Raw genomic sequence first — 18,710 nt, forward strand, 5'->3', positions numbered from 1 at the left:
TGTTACTCCGCCCACCCCCCCCCCGCCGCCCGCCCCCCCCCCGCCGGGGGGGGGGGCGCCCCCCCGCCCCCCCCACCGCTCAGGTCAGAACAGCCGGAGCTTGTCGTCCTCGATGCCGCGCAGCGCGTCGTAGTCGAGGACCACGCAGCCGATGCCCCGGTCCGTCGCCAGCACCCGGGCCTGCGGCTTGATCTCCTGGGCGGCGAAGATGCCCTTCACCGGCGCCAGATGGGGATCGCGGTTCAGCAGCTCCAGATAGCGGGTCAGCTGCTCCACACCGTCGATGTCGCCGCGCCGCTTCAGTTCGACGGCCACGGTCTGCCCGTCGGCGTCCCGGCAGAGGATGTCGACGGGGCCGATGGCGGTGAAGTACTCGCGGCGGATCAGGGTGTAGCCCTCGCCGAGCGTCTCGATGCGGTCCGCCAGCAGTTCCTGGAGGTGCGCCTCCACGCCGTCCTTGATCAGCCCGGGGTCCACACCCAGTTCGTGGGACGAGTCGTGGAGGATCTCCTCCATCGTGATGATCAATTTTTCGCCCGCCTTGTTCACGACGGTCCAGGTGCCCTCGGCGTCGCCCGTCCCCTCCTTCAGGGTGCAGGGCGGGGACATCCAGTTGAGCGGTTTGTAGGCCCGGTCGTCGGCGTGGATCGACACGCTCCCGTCCGCCTTCACCAGGATCAGACGGGGAGCGGAGGGCAGGTGGGCCGTGAGCCGGCCCGCGTAGTCCACGGAGCAGCGGGCGATGACGAGACGCATGGTCGGCAACGCTACTCGACGTCGGGTGCCCGGCGCGATTCACGCGTCTGACCCGCCCCCGCTGTCCGCACCTGACGCCTTCTGGCTTGCCCGCCTTTGAACCCCTTCGTTATTGGCCGGTTGTGTTCCCAATCTCCTGGTGCGGCCCGGACTGCGCCCTTACCGTGGATGCAGGAGGTCGTCGCGCGTGCACGCTGCGTCGTCGCCGCCCTCCGTCCCTGCCCGTAAGACCTCGGCGCACGGTCGGGGTCGCGAGAGGAGAACCCATGTCGCTCGACGTCTCACCGGCTCTGTTGGAACAGGCCGAGCGAGGCGAGGTCGACGAAGCCGACTTCGTCGACTGCGTCCGGACCTCCCTGCCCTACGCGTGGGAGATGATCAGCTCCTTGGTGGCTCAGCTGAAGGTCGACGGCGGGGAGTTCGCCGACAACCAGACGCCGCCCCCCAATGAGCAGGCACGTGGTCAGCTGCTGCGCGCGCTCGCGAGTGATGCCATTCGCGGTGCGCTCCAGCGGCACTTCGGGGTGCGTCTGGCATTCCAGAACTGCCACCGCGTCGCGGTGTTCCCGCTGGACGCCTCGGTCGACGACCGACTGGCCAAATTCACCTCGGTGAGGGGCCAGTTGCTCAACCAGTCGCCCGAACTACGGGACTGCTGACGGCTTGGCCGCCGCTCCGGGTCGCGGGAGGTGCGACTGGCCCGGGGCGGCGGCTCCCGTCGTCACGGGGGAGCACCGGTGCGGGTGGCTCAGACGAGGAGCGGCAGCACCTCGGTGCCCAGCCGCGCTACGTTCTCCTCCGTGGCCGCCAGATCCCCCGAACCCTCCACGAGGAGCGCGAAGCGGGTGATGCCCGTGCGCTCCGCCGTGGCCGCCAGCCGGTCCGCCGCGAGCCGGGGCGGACCCACCGGATGAAGCCGGCAGAGCAGCTCCGTGTACTCGACCGGATCGCGCATCACCCGGTGCCGGCCGTCGACCGTGACATGGGCGCCGAGCCCCTGCCGCAGCCAGCCCGGCATCGCCTTCACCAACGTCTCCGTGGCGTCCTCGGCGCGGTCCGCGATCTGCGCCACCCCCGCCGACACGTGAGCGGCCGCCCGCACGCTCTCGGGGGAGTGCCCCGCCGCCAGCGCGCGGGACCGCCACAGCGCGACCATCTCCGCCTTCTCCTCGTCACCGCAGTGCATCCCGAGAAGCATCGGAAGCCCCCGCTCGGCGGCGAGGCCCACACTCCTCGGCGAGGTGCACGCGACGACCACCTCGGGACCGCCCGGACTCTCCCCGCTCTCCGGGTCCAGCAGCTCGTCGGCCCGGGGGACCACCGCGACCTCGCGGAAGACGTACCGCTCGCCGCGTCCGGCCACCCGCGCCCCGCGCAGCCAGTCGAGCAGCAGCCCCAGCGATTGCGGGAACTCCTTCTCGTACGCCGCCAGACCGCCGCCGAACACCTCCAGATCCACCCAGGGCCCGCCCCGGCCGACGCCCAGCGTGAACCGGCCGCCGCTGGTGAGGTGGAGCAGCGCGGCCTGCTCGCCGAGCGCGACCGGATGGTGGTTGGGCAGCACGCTCACCGCCGTGCCCACCCGGATCCTGCGGGTGCGGCCCAGCAGCTGCGCGGCCAGCGTCACCGCGGACGGGCAGACCCCGTACGGCACGAAGTGGTGCTCGGCCAGCCAGACCGAGTCGAGACCGGACTCCTCCGCGACCTCGGCGGACCGGATCGCGCGGTGCAGCGCTTCCCCCGGCCCCTGCCCGGGAAACTGGGCGGCCAGTACGAACGTTCCCACACGCATCGCCAATTACCTCCTTGCGGCCGACGCGGCTCTCCCCTACCGGCACCAACGCCTGACACGTGCCAAAGGCACGGTCCGGCCGGAAGTTGTTGCGATTTTCCGGTAACCGGCCCCACCCGGAGGGCCGCCGCCGGGCGGTGCGGGACGCCCGCCCCCACCGGATGGCCCTACGCTGGACGGGACCTGCCCAGTGCGACCTGTGAGGTGTTCCGTGTCCCCGCGCCGCAACCGCCCCCGAGGCGGCGAGAGCCCCAGCGACAGCTCCGGCGCGACGGGGGACCGGTACGGGGGCGGCGGACGCGCGGAGGAGTGGCAGGGCGAGCAGTGGTCGGTCCGCCCGGTCAGCGGGGCGAGCGCCATGGGCAAGCGCTACCGCTGCCCCGGCTGCGACCAGGAGATCCCCTCCGGTGTCCCGCATCTGGTCGCCTGGTCCGAGTACGGCGGCGTCGACGACCGCCGGCACTGGCACCGGGCCTGCTGGAACGCGAAGGACCGCCGCACCACACGGGTGCAGCGGTCCAGGAACGCGCCCCGGTACTGACCGGCCGGGCAGCCGTCCCGGTCAGACGTCGCGGTTGTTCATCGCCAGGTACGCGCCGCCGAGCGCCACGGCGGTCACCCCCAGCATGATCCACAGCGGCTCCCAGCCGGACGGGCCGGAGGTGGTGACGGAGTTGTCGTAGAAGACGCTGAGCTGGTTGGGGATCGAGTACTCCAGCAGCCACTTCTGGAGCGTGGACAGCGACTCGGCGAACATGAAGATGGCCAGCACCAGCGGCAGCAGCACCACGCCGATCATGATCGTGATCGCGCCGGCCGAATGCCGGATCAGCGCCCCGACGGCCAGCGAGAGCAGCCCCAGCGTCGCGATGTAGAGACCCACGCCGACCGTGCCGCTCAGCCACTCCCCGCCGGTGGGCGCCGCCCCGTCCAGGATCGAGGTCTGGATCAGCGCGACGATCACCGTCAGCACCGTCGTCAGCACGAACGTGAGCAGGAAGAAGACGACGGCCTTCGCCGTGAGCACCCGGCCCCGGCTGGGACACGCCGTCAGCGTCGTCCGGATCATGCCCGTGCCGTACTCCGAGGCGATCGTCAGCACACCCAGCGTGATCACGCAGATCGAGCCCAGCAGCACCCCGAAGAAGCCCAGGCTGAGCACCGGAGTGCTGCCCATGTCCGCGTCGGAGGCGCTGACCGCGACGGCCGAGAGCACCCCGATGACGAGCAGCAGCGCGATCATCACACCGAGCGTCCACATCGTGGAGCGCACCGAGCGGATCTTGGTCCACTCCGAGGCGATCGCGTCGGCGAGGGTGGCCGGGCGCACCGGGATCGGCGAGGCGTAGAAGCCGGCCTGCTGCCCCGGGGCGTACGGCTGCGGAGCGACTGGCTGCTGGGGCGCCTGCTGGTACGGCGCCTGCTGCTGGTACGGCGCCTGCGGCGTCGGCGGCGTGGACGGGGTGGTCATCGGGGGTCCTCGCTGGAGTCGCGCTTGGTCAGGTCTGCGGGGGCGGCGGGGGCGGGCGCTGCGGGCGCGGTGGCCGGGGAAGCGGCCGGGGCGGCCGCGGCGGGCTGCGCGGCCGGAGCGGGCTGCGCCGGGGCCGGCGCGGCGGCGGGCGCGGGGGCCTGGTCCGGAGCGGCGGGGGCGCCCGCGTACGGGTTCTGGCCGGGCGGCGGCGGGGCGTACCAGCCCTGCTGCGGCACGTCCGGAACGCTCGGCTGCGGCGGGGCGTACCCCGGGTGCTGCCCGTAGCCGGGCGGCGGCGCCTGGAGATGGGCCACCTGGTCCGCCGTCGAGCGGTAGTCCACGGCGCCCTGCGTCATCCGCATGTACGCCTCCTCCAGCGAGGCCTGGTGCGGCGAGAGCTCCCACAGCCGGACGTCCGCCTCGTGCGCCAGATCGCTGATCCGGGGCAGCCGCAGACCGGTGACGCGCAGCGCCCCGTCCGGCTCCGGCATGACCTGGCCGCCCGCCTCCGTGAGGGTGGTGGTGAGCTTCTCCCGCTGCTCGGGGCCCTCGTCCGGGACCCGGACCCGGGCGAAGTCGGCCGAGTTGGCCGAGATGAAGTCCTTGACGCTCATATCGGCCATCAGCTGGCCCCGGCCGATCACGATCAGATGGTCGGCGGTGAGGGCCATCTCGCTCATCAGATGGCTGGAGACGAAGACCGTGCGCCCCTCGGACGCCAGCATCTTCATCAGGTTCCTGACCCAGAGGATGCCCTCCGGGTCCAGACCGTTGACCGGCTCGTCGAAGAGCAGCACCTGCGGGTCGCCCAGCAGCGCGGCCGCGATGCCCAGACGCTGCCCCATGCCCAGCGAGAAGCCCTTGGACCGCTTCCGCGCCACCTGCTGGAGGCCGACGACCCCGAGCACCTCGTCGACCCGGGCGGCCGGGATGCCGGCCAGCTGGGCCAGCGAGAGGAGGTGGTTGCGGGCGCTGCGCCCGCCGTGCACCGCCTTGGCGTCGAGCAGCGCGCCCACCTGGCGCGGGGCGTTCGGCAGACCGCGGAACTCGTGGCCGCCGATGGTCACCCGCCCCGCCGTCGGCCGGTCGAGGCCGAGGATCATCCGCATCGTCGTCGACTTGCCCGACCCGTTGGGACCGAGGAATCCGGTGACGGCGCCCGGCCGCACCTGGAAGGAAAGGTTGTACACGGCCGTCTTCGCGCCGTAGCGCTTGGTCAGGCCGACTGCCTCGATCATGCTCCAGCCCCATCGACTTATCTGTCGTCGGGGCACAGGCCGTCCGGCCGTACGCCCCCCGTATGAGTGAGGAGGATATCCAGGGCCTTACGGTTCCGGCCACGTCGGACACCGGGCGCGGCGGAGGCCGGGAACCGGTCCGCACCGGTTCCCGGCCTCCGCCGTACCGCCTCTCAGGCGTCGCGCTTCTTCAGGACCAGATAGCCGCCGAGCACCGCGGCCACCACCCAGCCGACCATGATCAGCAGACCGGCCCACGGCCCGTACGGCGCCGGATCGCTGTTCATCGCGTCCGGAACCACCTGCATGATCTTGGAGCCCGCCTGGTCGGGGAAGTACCGTGCGACCTCCTTGGCGCCCGGCACCGCCGACAGGATCTGCGAGACCAGGAAGAAGAACGGCATCAGGATGCCGAGCGACAGCATCGAGCTGCGCAGCATCGCCGCGACCCCCATGGAGAAGACCGCGATCAGCCCCATGTAGAGACCGGCGCCGAAGACCGCCCGCAGCACGTTGTCCGCGCCCAGGGTCGTCTTGTGGTCGCCCAGCAGCGCCTGGCCCAGGAAGAACGAGACGAAGCTGGTCACCAGCCCGACCACCAGGGCCAGCACCCCGGCCACCAGCATCTTGCTGAAGAGGAACGTCCCCCGCTGCGGCACGGCCGCCAGCGAGGTGCGGATCATGCCGGAGCTGTACTCCGTACCGACGACCAGAACGCCGAACACCACCATCGCCAACTGGCCGAGGATCATCCCCGAGAAGCTGATGAACGTGGGGTCGAACGTCGCCTGCTCCGCCTCGGAGAGGCTGTCGAACTGGGAGTTCATCACCGCGCACAGCGCCGCGCCCATCGCGACGGTGACGCCGAAGGCGCAGATCAGCGTCCAGGTCGTCGAGGACACCGTGCGGATCTTGGTCCATTCGGAGGTCAGGACCGCGGGTACCGAAGCCATCGCCGTCACACCCCCGTTCCGGTGCCGGGGCCGGACGGACCCGGGGCGTCGCCCGGTGGCTGGTTCCAGGTGTCGCCCCAGTGCGGTCCGACGGGCGGCGGCGCCCCCCGCTCGGAGTGCGCGTGGTACTCCACCGAGTCCGCCGTCATCTGCATGAACGCCTCCTCCAGCGAGGCCCGCTGGGCGCTCAGCTCGTGCAGCACGATCTGGTGCCGGGCGGCCAGCTCGCCCAGGTCCTCCGTGGTGGCTCCGTCGATCTCCAGCGTGCCGTTGCCCGCCTCCACCGCCACGAGGCCCTCGGCCTGCAGCACATCGCGCAGCCGCTCCTGCTGGGGCGAGCGCAGGCGCACATAACTGCGGGAATTCTGATGGATGAAATCGGCCATCGAGGTGTCGGCGAGCAGCCGGCCCTGACCGATCACGATCAGATGGTCGGCGGTCAGCGCCATTTCGCTCATCAGATGCGAGGAGACGAAGATCGTCCGCCCTTCCGCGGCGAGCGCCTTCATCAGATTGCGGATCCAGTGAATTCCCTCGGGGTCCAGACCATTGACGGGTTCGTCGAACATCAGGATCTGCGGATCACCCAGCAATGCCGAGGCGATCCCCAGCCGCTGGCCCATACCGAGGGAGAACCCCTTCGATTTCCGCTTCGCCACCGCCGTCAGCCCGACCGTGTCGAGGACTTCGGCCACCCGGCTCTCCGGGATCCGGTTGCTCTGGGCCAGGCACAGCAGGTTGTTGTACGCGCTGCGCCCGCCGTGCATCGACTTGGCGTCCAGCAGCGCGCCGATGTACTTCAGCGGCTCGGACAGCTCGTGGTAGTGCTTGCCGTCGATCCGGACCGATCCGCTGGTGGGGTTGTCGAGATCGAGCATCATCCGCATCGTCGTGGACTTGCCCGCCCCGTTGGGCCCCAGAAAACCCGTCACCATCCCCGGTCTGATCCGGCACGTCAGGTTGTCGACGGCAACCTTGTTGCCGAAGCGCTTGGTCAGCCCATCGAGCTCGATCATGCGCTCACGCTAGAACGGCCGCGCGCCCGGCGCCACCACAAAGGCGGAACCGGGCGCGCGGAGAAACGGACGTGACCGCTCCGGGGCGTCAGCGGGTCTGCTGGGCCGGAACGCCGCGGGAGACGGGCTCCTCGTCGGCCGGGCTGCCGGCCGCGGCCACGGCCGCACCCGTCAGCGTCGCCAGCATCTCGCGGACGTTGGTCAGCTGCGCGTTGATCGAGTCGCGGCGGTTGGTGAGCGCCGCCAGCTCGCGCTCCGATTCGCTGCGGATCCGGTCGGCCTTCGCGTTGGCGTCGGCGACGATGTCCTCGGCCTGGCGCTGGGCGGTCTCCACCGTCTGACGGGCACGGCGCTCGGCGTCCGTGCGCAGCTTCTCGGCCTCCAGCCGCAGCTGCTCGGCGCGGTGCTCGATCTCGGCCAGCCGCTTCTCCGCCTTGGCCTGACGGGACGCGAGGTCGCGCTCCGACTGGTCGCGGCGCTTGGCCAGGTTGGTCTCGAAGTCCGCGGCGGCCTGGGCGGCCTTGGCGCGGGTCTCCTCGAAGAGGGCGTCCGCCTCCTCGCGCTTCTGCGCCGCGTCCTTCTGCGCGTCCGCGCGCAGCGCGGAGGCCTCACCCTTGGCCTTCTCGACGATGCGGACGCCGTCGTCCTCGGCCTTCGCCTTGCGCTCGGACGCGAAGGTCTCGGCGTCGTTGCGCACCTGCTGGGCGGCCGACTCGGCCAGCTCGCGGTGCTGCTCGGCGGCGCGACGGGCCTCCTCGCGCAGGTCCTTGGCCTCCTCCTCGGCCAGCCGGAGGATCTTCTCCACACGGGCGCCGAGGCCCGCGTACGACGGCTCCGCGTCGTTCACCTGGGCCTGGGCGTTCTGCGTTTCGAGGTGCAGCTCCTCGATGCGCTTTTCCAGGGACGTGATGCGGGAGAGAGCACTATCACGGTCGGCGACGAGCTTGGTAATGCGGTCATCCACCTGACCGCGGTCGTAACCACGCCGCACGAGTTCGAAGCCGAAGGGGGAGGAAGGGTCACTCATGGGGTTCCTGTCGAAGTGAGACCGGTGAGGTGATAGAGGGAATCCTAGGGGCCAGGACGGCGTGTCATCGAGCAGATGCCCTTTTGATCTGGAGAATGACACCCCTTTTGAGTGGCTGGCCCCCGTAACCCTTGCCACTCGGAGGGCTGAACGTCCTTGCCGCACCACGTAAGACCGTCGGGAGACTACCCCTCCGACGGCTTGCCACTCGAACGAGTGCCCGCCGCGGCAGCCGTCTTGACTCCGCCCGGCGGACCGGCGCCGGCGCCCTTGCCGCCGGCCCCGGGGGTCTCGAAAGACTCCAACGCCTCCAGGACGTCCTGGACACGGGAGATCTCGGTGTTGATGTCCTCGCGCCGGCGCACCAGCACCTCCAGCTCGCGCCGGCCCTCGTCCACCATCCGCTTGGCCTCCGCCTCGGCGTCCGCCCGCAGCTTCTCGGCCTCGCGCACCAGGGTGGCCTTCTTCTGCTCGGCCTCCTTCAGCAGCGACTCGGCCCGCTTCACGGCGGCGATCCGGACCTTGCTGGCCTCGGAGTTGGCGTCCGCGAGCAGCTCCTTGGCCTTCGCCGCGGCCTCCTCGCGCTGCTCGGTGGCCGCCTTCATCAGGTTGTCCACCCGCTCGCCGACCGACTTGACCTGCTCGGCCGTCTCCCGCCGGGCCCGGTCGTGCAGCTCCTGGACCTCGGCGTCCGTGCGGGTCCTCAGCTCCTCGGCCCGCTCCCGGATCTGGGTCGCGTCCCGCCGCGCCCCGACCAGCAGCTCGTCCGCGTCCGCCCGGGCCCGCTCCACCAGGGAGTTGCCCTCGACCGTCGCCTCGGAGGTGATCCGCACGGCCTCCTTGCGGGCCGCGCCGACCATCGTGTCGGCCTGCTCCTCGGCCTCCGTGGCGGCGCGCAGCGCCTCCTCCTGGGCCTTGTTGATCAGCTGGTCCGCCTGCTCGGCGGCGTCCGCCCGCCGCTTGGCGGCCGCCTCGCGCGCCTCGTCCAGCAGCCGGTCCGCCTCCGCACGGGCCTCGGCCCGCATCTGCTCGGCCGCGGTCTCGGCGTCGGCGCGCAGCCGCTCCGCCTCCTCGCGCGTCCTCGCCGCGTGCTCCTGCGCGGACCCGACGGTCGCCGCCGCCTCCGCCCGCATCCGCTCGGCCTCGCCGGCCGCCTCGTCGCCGAGCCGGGCCGCCTGCTGGGCCGCCTCGGTACGGAGCCGCTCGGCCTCCGCGGTCGCCTCGGAGACCAGCAGATCGGCCTGGGCCGCCGCCTCGCTCCGCATCCGGTTGGCGTCCTCCCGGGCCTCCGCCCGGGACCGCGACGCGTCCTGCTCGGCCGAGGCCAGCGCGTCGGACGCCTCGGTCCGCATCCGCTGGCTGTACTCGGCGGTGTCGGCGCGCACCCGCTCCGACTCCGTGATCGCGTCGGAGACGGTCCGCTCGGCCATCGCCTTCGCGGCCTCGGTCTCCTCCTGCGCCACCCGCCGGATCCGGGCCGCGTCCTCGCCGGCCCGCTCCCGCTCCTCGTACGCGTCCGAGCGGACCCGGTCCGCCTCCTCCTGGGCCTCCGCCTTCGTCCGCTCCGCGGCGTGCTCGGCGGCCGACCGCAGCCCGGCGATCTCCGCCTCGGCCTGCTCCTGGAGCCCGCTGACGGAATCGCGCACCTGCTGGGCGGTCTGCTCGGCGGCGGAGACCATCTCGGTGGCCCGCGCGTCCGCCTCCTCGACCAGGCGCTGCGCCTCGGCCTGGGCCTCCTCGACCCGCTTGCGGGCGGAGGCCAGCAGCTCCTCGCTCTGCTCGCGGGCCCGCTCGCGCTCCTGGCCGGCCTCGGTACGGGCCGCGTCCAGCGTCTCCTCGGCCTCCCGGCGGCGCCGGTTCGCCTCCTCCTGGGCGGCGGCCAGCGCCTCGGCGGCCTCCGTGCCCACCCGCTCGGCGGCGGCGGCGGCCTCCGAGCGCACCCGGTCGGCGCTCTCCTGCGCCTCCGTCCGCAGCCGCTCCGCCTCGGTGGCGGCCTCGGTCCGCAGCCGTACGGCGACGGCCTCGCCCTCGGCACGCGACCGCGAGGCATCGGCGGCGGCCTCGTCGCGCAGCCGCTGGGCCTCGGCCTCCGCCTGCTCCTGGAGGGCGCGCAGCCGCTCGGCGGCCTCGGTGCGCAGCCGCTCCGTCTCCTCGCCCGCCTCCCGCCGGATCCGCTCCGCTTCCGTACGGGCCTCGCCCAGGGCCTGTTCGGCCGCGGCGAGGCGGGTCTCGGCCTCGCTCTGCAGCCGGGCCAGCTCCTCGGCGGCCTCCGCCTGCCGGGCCGCGACCGTCCGCTCGGTCTCCTCGCGCAGTCGCGCCGCGGCCTCCTCGGCCGCGGTCGTCACCGAGGAGGCCAGCTCCTCGGCCTCGCCGCGCAGCTGCTCCGCCTCGGCGCGGGCCCGCTCCAGGACCTCGTCCGCCTGCTTCTTCAGCGCCGCCACGCGCTCGGCCGCCTCGCCCCGGACCCGCTCGCCGTCGGCGCTCGCGGTGGAGCGGACCTCCTCGGCATCGGCCTTGGCCTTGGCCAGCAGCTCCTCGGCGGTCTTCGCGCCCTCCTCGATCTGCTGGAGGGCCTCGCGGCGGGCCTCGCCCCGGATCCGCTCGCCCTCGGCGACCGCCTCGGAGCGCAACTGCTCGGCCTCGCCGCGCAGCCGGCGGGCCTCCTCCTGGAGCTCGACCGTCTTGGCCCGGTACTCCTTGGTGTCGTCCTTGGCCGCGCCCTTGAGCTGGTCGGCCTGCTCGGCTGCCTCGCCGCGCAGCCGGTCCGCCTCGGCCTCCGCCTCGCGGCGGATCCGCTCGGCCTCCTCGCTCGCGGCGCGGGTGGTGGACCGGGCGTCCTCGGACGCCTTGGACAGCACCTCCTCGGCCGCGCGGGCCGCCTTGGCGAGCTGGGCCGCCGCGTCCTCGGCCGCCGCGGTGCGCGCGGAGTCCGCCGCCTCGGAACGGATCCGCTCCGCCTCGGCGCGGGCGTCGGCGAGCGCCTGCTCGGCCTCCGACTTGAGGGTCTCGGCCTCCTTGGTGGCCTCGCCGACCAGCCGGGCGATCTCCGACTTGGCCGTACGGGTGCGCTGCTCGTTCTGCGACTCGGCGCCGGCCAGCCGCTTGACCGCGGCCTCCTTCGCCTCGTTCAGCACCTTCTCGGCCTCGACGCGCGCCTCGCGCAGCTGCGTCTCGGCCTCCTGCACCCGCTGCTCGGCGGCCCGGTTCAGCTCGGCGGTCCGCTGCCGCGTCTGCTCGGTCTCGGCCGTCGTCGAGGAGCGCAGCTGCTCGGCGTGGGCGGTGGCCTCCTGGGCCTGGGTCGACGCGGCGCCCAGCATCCGCTCGGCGTCCTTGCGGGCGCGCAGCAGGATCGCCTCGGCCTCGGCCCGCGCGGCCTCCGCTTCGCTGCCGACCCGCTGGCGCGTCTCCTCGGCCACCCGCGCGGCCTCGGCCCTGGCCGCGGCCAGCGCCTGCTCGGCCTCGGCGCGGGACTCCTCCAGGAGCCGGCGGGCCTGCGACTCGGTACGGGCGCGCAACTGCTCGGCCCAGGCCACGTTCTCGTTGACGTGGGACTCGACGGTCCGGCGGCGCTCGGCCAGCTCCTGGTCGAGCTGCTGGCGCCGCTGCACGGCCTCGTTGTGCAGTTCGGCCTGGAGCCGCGCCTGGTGCTCGGCGTGCTCCTGGAGGATCCGCTGCGTCTGGGCACGGGCGTCGCGCAGCTCGCGCTCGGCGTCGTTGCGCAGCTGCTCGGCCTGGATCTGGGCGGTGCGGAGCATCTGCTCCGCCTGGTACCCGATGTCCGCGCCGTCGTACGCGGGACGGGCCGCCAGACTGCGCCGCGCCTCGTGCAGCTTGGCGCGCAAGACCTCGACCTGATAACCGAGGTCCTCGGCGTGCTGGACGGCCTTCTCCCGGTCGGTCTTCAGCCGGTCCATCTCGGCCTCGAACCGCGAGAGATGGTCGTCTTCAGCCCGGTGGCTCTCCTGGCGTTCGTAGCCCCGCACTGCGCGGTCCATCCGTCCCCTGGTCGCAAACTCCAAACGAGTACCGTTCGCCGGCGAACGGTCCCCCGGGGAATGGTGACAGATCAACGGCTGGGGACGCGGCGCGGCCCCGACCCGGCCCCGGCCCGGAACGGCCCACTCTACCGGGCCGGGTCTGCCCGGGTCAGTGCTCCGTCCGGGACGTGACCAGTTCGGTCAGCACCCCGTGGCAGTCCTTGGGGTGCAGGAACGTGATCCGCGATCCCATCGAACCCGTCCTGGGCTCGTCGTACAACACCCTGACGCCCTTTTCCCGGATGTCCGCGGCGTCGGCGTCCACGTCCGCCGTGCCGAAGGCGATGTGGTGCACCCCTTCCCCGTTCTTGGCCAGCCATTTGCCCACGGCGGAGTCGTCGCGGGTCGGCTCCAGGAGCTGGAGGTACGAGGCGCCGCCGTCGGACGTATCGTTGATCTTGAGCATGGCCTCCCGCACGCCCTGCTCCTCGTTGATCTCGGAGTGGAAGACCTCGAACCCGTAGGTCGAGCGGTAGAACTCGACGGTGGCGTCGAGGTCGAAACAGGCGATCCCGATGTGGTCGATTCGCGTCAGCATGGATCCAGTGCAGCGCCCGCCGGATGGTTACGCAACGTGCGCGCGATCACACTCGTAGCCGGATGACGGGTCGGGTACCGCTCAGTACATTCGAGTAAACCCTCGTTCACACCAATCCAAGGGGCTGTGCCGCATGTCAGGAACGACCGGTACCACGTCCGTGATCGTCGCGGGCGCCCGTACGCCCATGGGCCGCCTTCTGGGCTCCCTCAAGAGTTTCTCCGGCGCGGATCTGGGCGGCATCGCCATCAAGGCCGCGCTGGACCGGGCCGGCATCGGCGGCGACCAGGTCGAGTACGTGATCATGGGCCAGGTGCTCCAGGCCGGCGCCGGCCAGATCCCGGCCCGCCAGGCGGCCGTCAAGGCCGGCATCCCCATGAACGTCCCCGCGCTCACCGTCAACAAGGTCTGCCTCTCCGGGCTCGACGCCATCGCCCTGGCCGACCAGCTGATCCGCGCCGGCGAGTTCGACATCGTCGTGGCCGGCGGCCAGGAGTCCATGACGAACGCCCCGCACCTGCTCCCCAAGTCCCGCGAGGGCCACAAGTACGGCGCGATCGAGATGCTCGACTCGATGGCGTACGACGGCCTGACCGACGCCTACGAGAACATCCCGATGGGCGAGTCCACCGAGAAGCACAACGCCCGCCTCGGCCTGGACCGCGCCGCCCAGGACGAGATCGGCGCCCTCTCCCACCAGCGGGCCGCCGCCGCGCAGAAGAACGGCCTCTTCGAGGCCGAGATCACCCCGGTCGAGATCCCGCAGCGCAAGGGCGACCCGGTCCTCTTCTCCAAGGACGAGGGCATCCGCGCCGAGACCACCGTCGAATCCCTCGCCAAGCTGCGCCCCGCCTTCGCCAAGGACGGCACGATCACCGCGGGGACCTCCTCGCAGATCTCCGACGGCGCCGCCGCCGTCGTCGTCATGAGCAAGGCCAAGGCCGAGGAGCTGGGCCTGGACTGGATCGCCGAGATCGGCGCCCACGGCAACGTGGCCGGCCCGGACAACTCGCTCCAGTCCCAGCCGTCCAACGCCATCCGCCACGCCCTCAAGAAGGAGGGCATCGGCGTCGAGGACCTGGACCTCATCGAGATCAACGAGGCGTTCGCCGCGGTCGCCGTCCAGTCCATGAAGGACCTCGGCGTCACCCCGGACAAGGTGAACGTCAACGGCGGCGCGATCGCGCTCGGCCACCCGATCGGGATGTCCGGCGCCCGCGTGGTCCTGCACCTGGCGCTGGAGCTCAAGCGGCGCGGCGGCGGCACCGGGGCGGCGGCGCTGTGCGGCGGCGGCGGCCAGGGCGACGCGCTGATCATCCGCGTGCCGGGCAAGTAGGGCACGCGGGACACGGAGAGCGGCGAGGAAACGGAGCGGTGATGGTGGACGTCCCCACGCTGGTGGAGCAGGCCCGTGCGGGCGGGCCGCGGGCGGTGGCCCGGCTGATCTCCCTGGTGGAGGGGGCGTCACCGCAGCTGCGCGAGGTGATGGCGGCCCTGGCGCCGCTGGCCGGCGGGGCGTACGTCGTCGGCCTGACCGGTTCACCGGGCGTGGGCAAGTCGACCTCGACCTCGGCGCTCGTCTCCGCCTACCGGCGGCAGGGCAAGCGGGTCGCCGTGCTCGCCGTCGACCCCTCGTCGCCGTTCTCCGGCGGCGCGCTGCTCGGGGACCGGGTCCGGATGTCGGACCACGCCTCCGATCCGGGCGTCTACATCCGCTCCATGGCCACCCGCGGCCATCTGGGCGGGCTCGCCTGGGCGGCCCCGCAGGCCGTGCGGGTGCTGGACGCCGCCGGGTTCGACGTGATCCTGGTGGAGACCGTCGGCGTCGGCCAGTCCGAGGTGGAGATCGCCTCCCAGGCCGACACCTCCGTGGTGCTGCTCGCCCCGGGCATGGGCGACGGCATCCAGGCGGCCAAGGCCGGGATCCTGGAGATCGGCGACGTGTACGTGGTGAACAAGGCCGACCGGGACGGCGCGGACGCCACCGCCCGCGAGCTCAACCACATGCTGGGTCTGGGGGAGTCCCGGGGACCCGGCGACTGGCGCCCGCCGATCGTGAAGACGGTCGCGGCGCGCGGCGAGGGCGTCGACGAGGTCGTCGAGGCCCTGGAGAAGCACCGGGCGTGGATGGAGGAGCACGGCGTCCTCGCCGAACGGCGCACCGCCCGCGCCGCCCGCGAGGTCGAGACGATCGCCGTCACCCGGCTCCGCGAACGCATCGGGGACCTGCACGGCGACCGCCGCCTCGACGCCCTCGCCGAGCGCATCGCCACCGGCCGCCTCGACCCGTACGCGGCGGCGGACGAACTGGTGGCTGGCCTCACCGGCGAGGTCTGACAGGGACCGGTGGCCGGCGCGGCGTGCGGGCCGCGCCGGCCACCGGGAACCGCAGGGGGCGCGGTGCGGGCCCCGGCGGACCGTGCGGGGTTGCGCCCGGCCGCGCGTACGGACGGACGCGTCCCCGGTACGGCCGTGCGCCCCGCCTCAGTCGTCGTCCGAGTCGTCCCGGCCGTCGTGGTGCGCGTCCCGGTCGTCCGGCTCGTCCGCCCGGTCCTTCCCGTGGTCGTCGTGGGAGCGGTTCTCGGCGGCCCGGCCCGAGGCCGCGTCCACGGTCACGTGGTGCCAGACCTTGTCGGTGCCGTAGACGTCGACGTCCCAGAACGGCCCGCCGTGCTCGTCCTCCAGCTCCACCTCGGTCACGGTGCCCGGCACCGCCTTCAGAGCGGCACCGGCGGCCTCGGCCGCGGTGACACGGGTGGTGACGGGCGCGCCGGCGCGGGAGCCGCGGTCACGGCCGCCGTCGTCCGCGAGGGCGACGGCGGTGGCGGTGCCGCCGGCGAGTACGGCGACGGCGACGGCGGCGACGGTGAACTTGCGCTTCATGAGGTTCCTCCCCGTTGGGCGGGTGCGGTGCGGTGTGCGGTGACCTCAGCCTGCCGGGGCGATGCTGAAGGCAGCCTGAAGCCGCCTGAAGCGTTCTTCAGCTTCGGTTTGGGACCCTGTGGCGCATGCGCCTGTTGATCGTGGAGGACGAGAAGCGGCTGGCGAACTCCCTGGCCCGGGGGCTCACCGCCGAGGGGTTCGCCGTGGACGTCGTGCACGACGGGCCCGAGGGGCTGCGCCGGGCCGGTGAGGGCGGCTACGACCTGGTCGTCCTCGACATCATGCTGCCGGGGATGAACGGCTACCGGGTCTGCGCCGAGCTGCGCGCCGCCGGGCACGAGGTGCCCATCCTGATGCTGACCGCGAAGGACGGCGAGTACGACGAGGCGGAAGGGCTGGACACCGGCGCCGACGACTATCTGACCAAGCCCTTCAGCTATGTGGTGCTGGTCGCCCGGATCCGCGCCCTGCTGCGGCGCCGGGCGGGCTCCGCCTCCCCGGTCGTGGTGGCCGGCGCGCTGCGGATGGACACCGCCGCCCGCCGGGTCCTGCTCGAAGGGGAGGAGATCGCCCTCACCGCCAAGGAGTTCGCCGTCCTGGAGCACCTGGTGCTGCGGGCCGGGCAGGTGGTCGGCAAGGCGGAGATCCTGGAGCACGTCTGGGACTTCGCCTACGACGGCGATCCCAACATCGTCGAGGTGTACGTCAGTGCCCTGCGCCGCAAGCTCGGCGCGGGGACCATCCGCACGGTGCGCGGCGCCGGCTATGTGCTGGAGGCGCCATGAGGTCCGTCCGCGCCAGGGCCGCCCTCGGCGCCACCGCGGTGGTCGCGTGCGCGCTCGCCGCCGCCGGGCTCGCCGTCCTCCTCGTGCTGCGCGCCAACCTCACCGACCAGGCGGGGCTCCAGGCCGAGGTGACGGCCCGCGAGGTCGCCGGACAGCTCGCCCTGGACGTGCCCTACGACCGGCTGGACCTGCGCGACGAGGAGGACCACCCGGTCCAGGTGACCGACGAGGACGGCCGGGTGGTCGCCGTCTCCGAGAACCTGGAGGCGATCTCGGGCACCGGCACCGACCGCGTCACCCCCGTCCCGGCGGCCTCTCCTTCGCCCTCCGCCACGGAGGGCAACGGCGGCGACGACAACGACGACGGCGACGACAAGGACGGCGACGACGACCGCCACGGCGGCCGGGACGGCGACGACGACGGCGCCACCGCGAGCCCCGCTCCGGACCGGGGCGAGGTCTCCACCGACGACCCGGACTTCGTCAACGGCACCGCCACGGTGGACGGGGAGCGGGCCGCCTACCGGTTCGCCGCCGTCGAGGCGACGAACACCGCCGGCCGGACGCTGACCGTCCACGCGGGCGCCCCGCTCGCCGCCGAGCAGCGCGCCGTCGCCAGCGTGCGCGGCGCGATGCTGGTGGGGCTGCCCGTCGTGCTGCTGGTCGTCGCCGGGGTGACCTGGCTGGTGACCCGGCGGGCGCTGCGCCCGGTGGAGGGCATCCGCAGCGAGCTGGCCGCGATCACCGCCTCGCGGGATCTGCGCAGACGGGTGCCGGAGCCCGCTTCGCGCGACGAGGTCGCGCGCCTGGCCCGTACGACCAACGAGACGCTCACCGCGCTGGAGGACTCCGTCGAGCGGCAGCGGCGCTTCGTCGCCGACGCCTCGCACGAACTGCGCAGCCCGATCGCCTCGCTGCGCACCCAGCTGGAGGTGGGGGCCGCCCATCCGGAGCTGCTGGACGTGCCGGGCGCGGTCGCCGACACCGTACGGCTCCAGGCGCTCGCCGCCGATCTGCTGCTGCTGGCGCGGCTGGACGCGGGGGAGCGGCCGGGCACCGCACGGACCGATCTGGGCGCCCTGGTGCACGAGGAGGTCTCGCAGCGGACCGGCGACCGGATTCCGGTGGCGGTGTCGGTGCCGGAGGGCGGGGGTTTCGAGGTGACCGGTTCACGGGCGCAGCTGGCCCGGGTGCTCGGCAATCTGCTGGACAACGCGCAGCGGCACGCGCGCGGTTCGGTGGCAGTCGCGGTGCGCGCGGAGCGCGGCGGGGTGGCGGTCGAGGTCACCGACGACGGCGACGGGGTCCCGGAGGCGGAACGGGAGCGGATCTTCGCGCGCTTCGTGCGTCTGGACGACGCCCGCACCCGGGACGAGGGCGGTGCGGGGCTGGGCCTGGCCATCGCCCGCGATGTGGCCGAGCGGCACGGCGGCCGGCTGACGGTGGCGGACGCCGGGGAGCGCGGCGCCCGCTTCACGCTGTGGCTGCCGGGCACCGGCTGAGCACGTGGGGCGGGCGCGCCCGGCCCGCCGCCGCGCCCGCGCGCGTCCGGCCGGGAACGTCCCCCGCGCCGATCGGCGCCGGACCCGCCGCGGCGAGCCCGGCACGCTCAGGGGGAGGTGCCCGGGGTCAGCCCCGGCCGCTCCGGCCGCGCAGGTGCTCGGCGACCGGGGTGAGCGCGGCGTGCAGCTGGGCCAGCGCCTCCGGGGGCAGCAGATCGATGAAGTGCCGGCGCACGGAGGCCACATGGTGCGGCGCGACCTTGCGCATCGTCTCGGAGCCGGCCTCGGTGAGGACCGCGTACAGACCGCGCCGGTCGGACTCGCAGTTCTCGCGGCGGACCAGACCGGCGTTCTCCATGCGGGTGATCTGGTGCGAGAGCCGGCTCTTGGACTGGAGCGTGGCGCCGGCGAGATCGCTCATGCGCATGCGCTGCTCGTCCGACTCCGAGAGATTGACGAGGATCTCGTAGTCGTTGTAGGTCAGGCCGAACGGCTGGAGGTCCTTCTCCAACTGGTGCGTCAGCAGCCTGCTGACGTCCAGGTGGGTGCGCCAGGCGCACTGCTCCGCGTCGCTCAGCCAGCGGGTGGCCGTCTCGGTCTCCATATATGGATTCTACCTAAGAAGTTGAAAGCCGGACGAAGTGAGGTGATGTGACGCACGGCACGTACGCGGAGTTCCCTGCGGACGAGGCGTCGGGGCGCAGGCGTTCGA

Annotated in this window: 17 protein-coding genes; 6 read left to right on the plus strand and 11 right to left on the minus strand. The window is 73.0% G+C overall.

Annotated features, from left to right (window positions below):
• Nucleotides 1-84 precede the first annotated feature (84 nt).
• Nucleotides 85-756: an endonuclease NucS gene (nucS, locus tag ACWCXC_RS17330; RefSeq protein WP_383635092.1), complete on the minus strand. Its 672-nt coding sequence runs from the start codon at nucleotides 754-756 to the stop codon at nucleotides 85-87.
• A gap of 266 nt (nucleotides 757-1,022) precedes the next feature.
• Between nucS and ACWCXC_RS17335 the strand changes: the two genes are divergently transcribed.
• Entirely contained in the window at nucleotides 1,023-1,415 is a 393-nt protein-coding gene (locus ACWCXC_RS17335) for an SCO5389 family protein (protein WP_018102614.1), read from the plus strand.
• Between the two features lie 89 nt (nucleotides 1,416-1,504).
• Here ACWCXC_RS17335 and ACWCXC_RS17340 read toward each other — a convergent pair whose 3' ends face one another.
• The gene (locus tag ACWCXC_RS17340; protein ID WP_450889628.1) at nucleotides 1,505-2,548 is read right to left on the minus strand and encodes an LLM class flavin-dependent oxidoreductase; all 1,044 of its coding nucleotides are present in this window, start codon (nucleotides 2,546-2,548) and stop codon (nucleotides 1,505-1,507) included.
• A gap of 211 nt (nucleotides 2,549-2,759) precedes the next feature.
• On the opposite strand from ACWCXC_RS17340, the gene ACWCXC_RS17345 reads away from it, so the two are divergent.
• Complete coding sequence (locus ACWCXC_RS17345) at nucleotides 2,760-3,089, plus strand: ATP/GTP-binding protein (protein WP_450683103.1); 330 nt, start codon at nucleotides 2,760-2,762, stop codon at nucleotides 3,087-3,089.
• Nucleotides 3,090-3,110: 21 nt separating this feature from the next.
• Here ACWCXC_RS17345 and ACWCXC_RS17350 read toward each other — a convergent pair whose 3' ends face one another.
• The 7 genes from ACWCXC_RS17350 to mce form a co-directional block, all read right to left on the minus strand.
• Complete coding sequence (locus ACWCXC_RS17350) at nucleotides 3,111-4,019, minus strand: ABC transporter permease (protein WP_450683102.1); 909 nt, start codon at nucleotides 4,017-4,019, stop codon at nucleotides 3,111-3,113.
• The gene (locus ACWCXC_RS17355) at nucleotides 4,016-5,257 is read right to left on the minus strand and encodes an ATP-binding cassette domain-containing protein (RefSeq protein ID WP_450889630.1); all 1,242 of its coding nucleotides are present in this window, start codon (nucleotides 5,255-5,257) and stop codon (nucleotides 4,016-4,018) included. The genes ACWCXC_RS17350 and ACWCXC_RS17355 overlap by 4 nt, the downstream gene beginning before the upstream one ends.
• Nucleotides 5,258-5,430: 173 nt before the next feature.
• Nucleotides 5,431-6,210, minus strand: coding sequence for an ABC transporter permease subunit (locus tag ACWCXC_RS17360; protein WP_450889632.1), 780 nt, complete (start codon nucleotides 6,208-6,210; stop codon nucleotides 5,431-5,433).
• 5 nt (nucleotides 6,211-6,215) lie between these two features.
• The gene (locus tag ACWCXC_RS17365) at nucleotides 6,216-7,226 is read right to left on the minus strand and encodes an ABC transporter ATP-binding protein (RefSeq protein WP_450683099.1); all 1,011 of its coding nucleotides are present in this window, start codon (nucleotides 7,224-7,226) and stop codon (nucleotides 6,216-6,218) included.
• Between the two features lie 88 nt (nucleotides 7,227-7,314).
• Nucleotides 7,315-8,253 (minus strand): cellulose-binding protein, encoded by a 939-nt coding sequence (locus ACWCXC_RS17370; protein ID WP_450683098.1) that lies wholly within the window; start codon nucleotides 8,251-8,253, stop codon nucleotides 7,315-7,317.
• A 185-nt stretch (nucleotides 8,254-8,438) separates the two neighbouring features.
• Nucleotides 8,439-12,236 (minus strand): polarized growth protein Scy, encoded by a 3,798-nt coding sequence (gene scy / locus ACWCXC_RS17375; protein ID WP_450889801.1) that lies wholly within the window; start codon nucleotides 12,234-12,236, stop codon nucleotides 8,439-8,441.
• Between the two features lie 163 nt (nucleotides 12,237-12,399).
• Nucleotides 12,400-12,828 carry a methylmalonyl-CoA epimerase gene (gene mce / locus ACWCXC_RS17380; protein ID WP_450685805.1) on the minus strand — a complete coding sequence of 143 codons (429 nt, stop codon included), beginning with the start codon at nucleotides 12,826-12,828 and terminating at the stop codon, nucleotides 12,400-12,402.
• Nucleotides 12,829-12,961: 133 nt separating this feature from the next.
• Here mce and ACWCXC_RS17385 point away from each other — a divergent pair, with 133 nt between their 5' ends.
• Together ACWCXC_RS17385 and meaB are read left to right on the plus strand one after the other, a co-directional pair.
• Complete coding sequence (locus ACWCXC_RS17385) at nucleotides 12,962-14,164, plus strand: acetyl-CoA C-acetyltransferase (protein WP_450685804.1); 1,203 nt, start codon at nucleotides 12,962-12,964, stop codon at nucleotides 14,162-14,164.
• 41 nt (nucleotides 14,165-14,205) lie between these two features.
• Nucleotides 14,206-15,165: a methylmalonyl Co-A mutase-associated GTPase MeaB gene (meaB, locus tag ACWCXC_RS17390; protein ID WP_450685803.1), complete on the plus strand. Its 960-nt coding sequence runs from the start codon at nucleotides 14,206-14,208 to the stop codon at nucleotides 15,163-15,165.
• Between the two features lie 147 nt (nucleotides 15,166-15,312).
• On the opposite strand, the gene ACWCXC_RS17395 is transcribed toward meaB, so the two are convergent.
• On the minus strand, nucleotides 15,313-15,711 hold the full coding sequence (locus tag ACWCXC_RS17395; RefSeq protein ID WP_450685802.1) for a PepSY domain-containing protein: 399 nt from the start codon (nucleotides 15,709-15,711) through the stop codon (nucleotides 15,313-15,315).
• A 125-nt stretch (nucleotides 15,712-15,836) separates the two neighbouring features.
• On the opposite strand from ACWCXC_RS17395, the gene ACWCXC_RS17400 reads away from it, so the two are divergent.
• Nucleotides 15,837-16,496 carry a response regulator transcription factor gene (locus ACWCXC_RS17400; RefSeq protein WP_450889636.1) on the plus strand — a complete coding sequence of 220 codons (660 nt, stop codon included), beginning with the start codon at nucleotides 15,837-15,839 and terminating at the stop codon, nucleotides 16,494-16,496.
• Nucleotides 16,493-17,998, plus strand: coding sequence for a sensor histidine kinase (locus ACWCXC_RS17405; protein WP_450889638.1), 1,506 nt, complete (start codon nucleotides 16,493-16,495; stop codon nucleotides 17,996-17,998). Before ACWCXC_RS17400 ends, ACWCXC_RS17405 begins: the two co-directional genes overlap by 4 nt.
• A gap of 127 nt (nucleotides 17,999-18,125) precedes the next feature.
• Here ACWCXC_RS17405 and ACWCXC_RS17410 read toward each other — a convergent pair whose 3' ends face one another.
• On the minus strand, nucleotides 18,126-18,602 hold the full coding sequence (locus tag ACWCXC_RS17410; protein WP_450680231.1) for a MarR family winged helix-turn-helix transcriptional regulator: 477 nt from the start codon (nucleotides 18,600-18,602) through the stop codon (nucleotides 18,126-18,128).
• Nucleotides 18,603-18,710 lie beyond the last annotated feature (108 nt).

This window comes from Streptomyces sp. NPDC001515 (assembly GCF_053597115.1).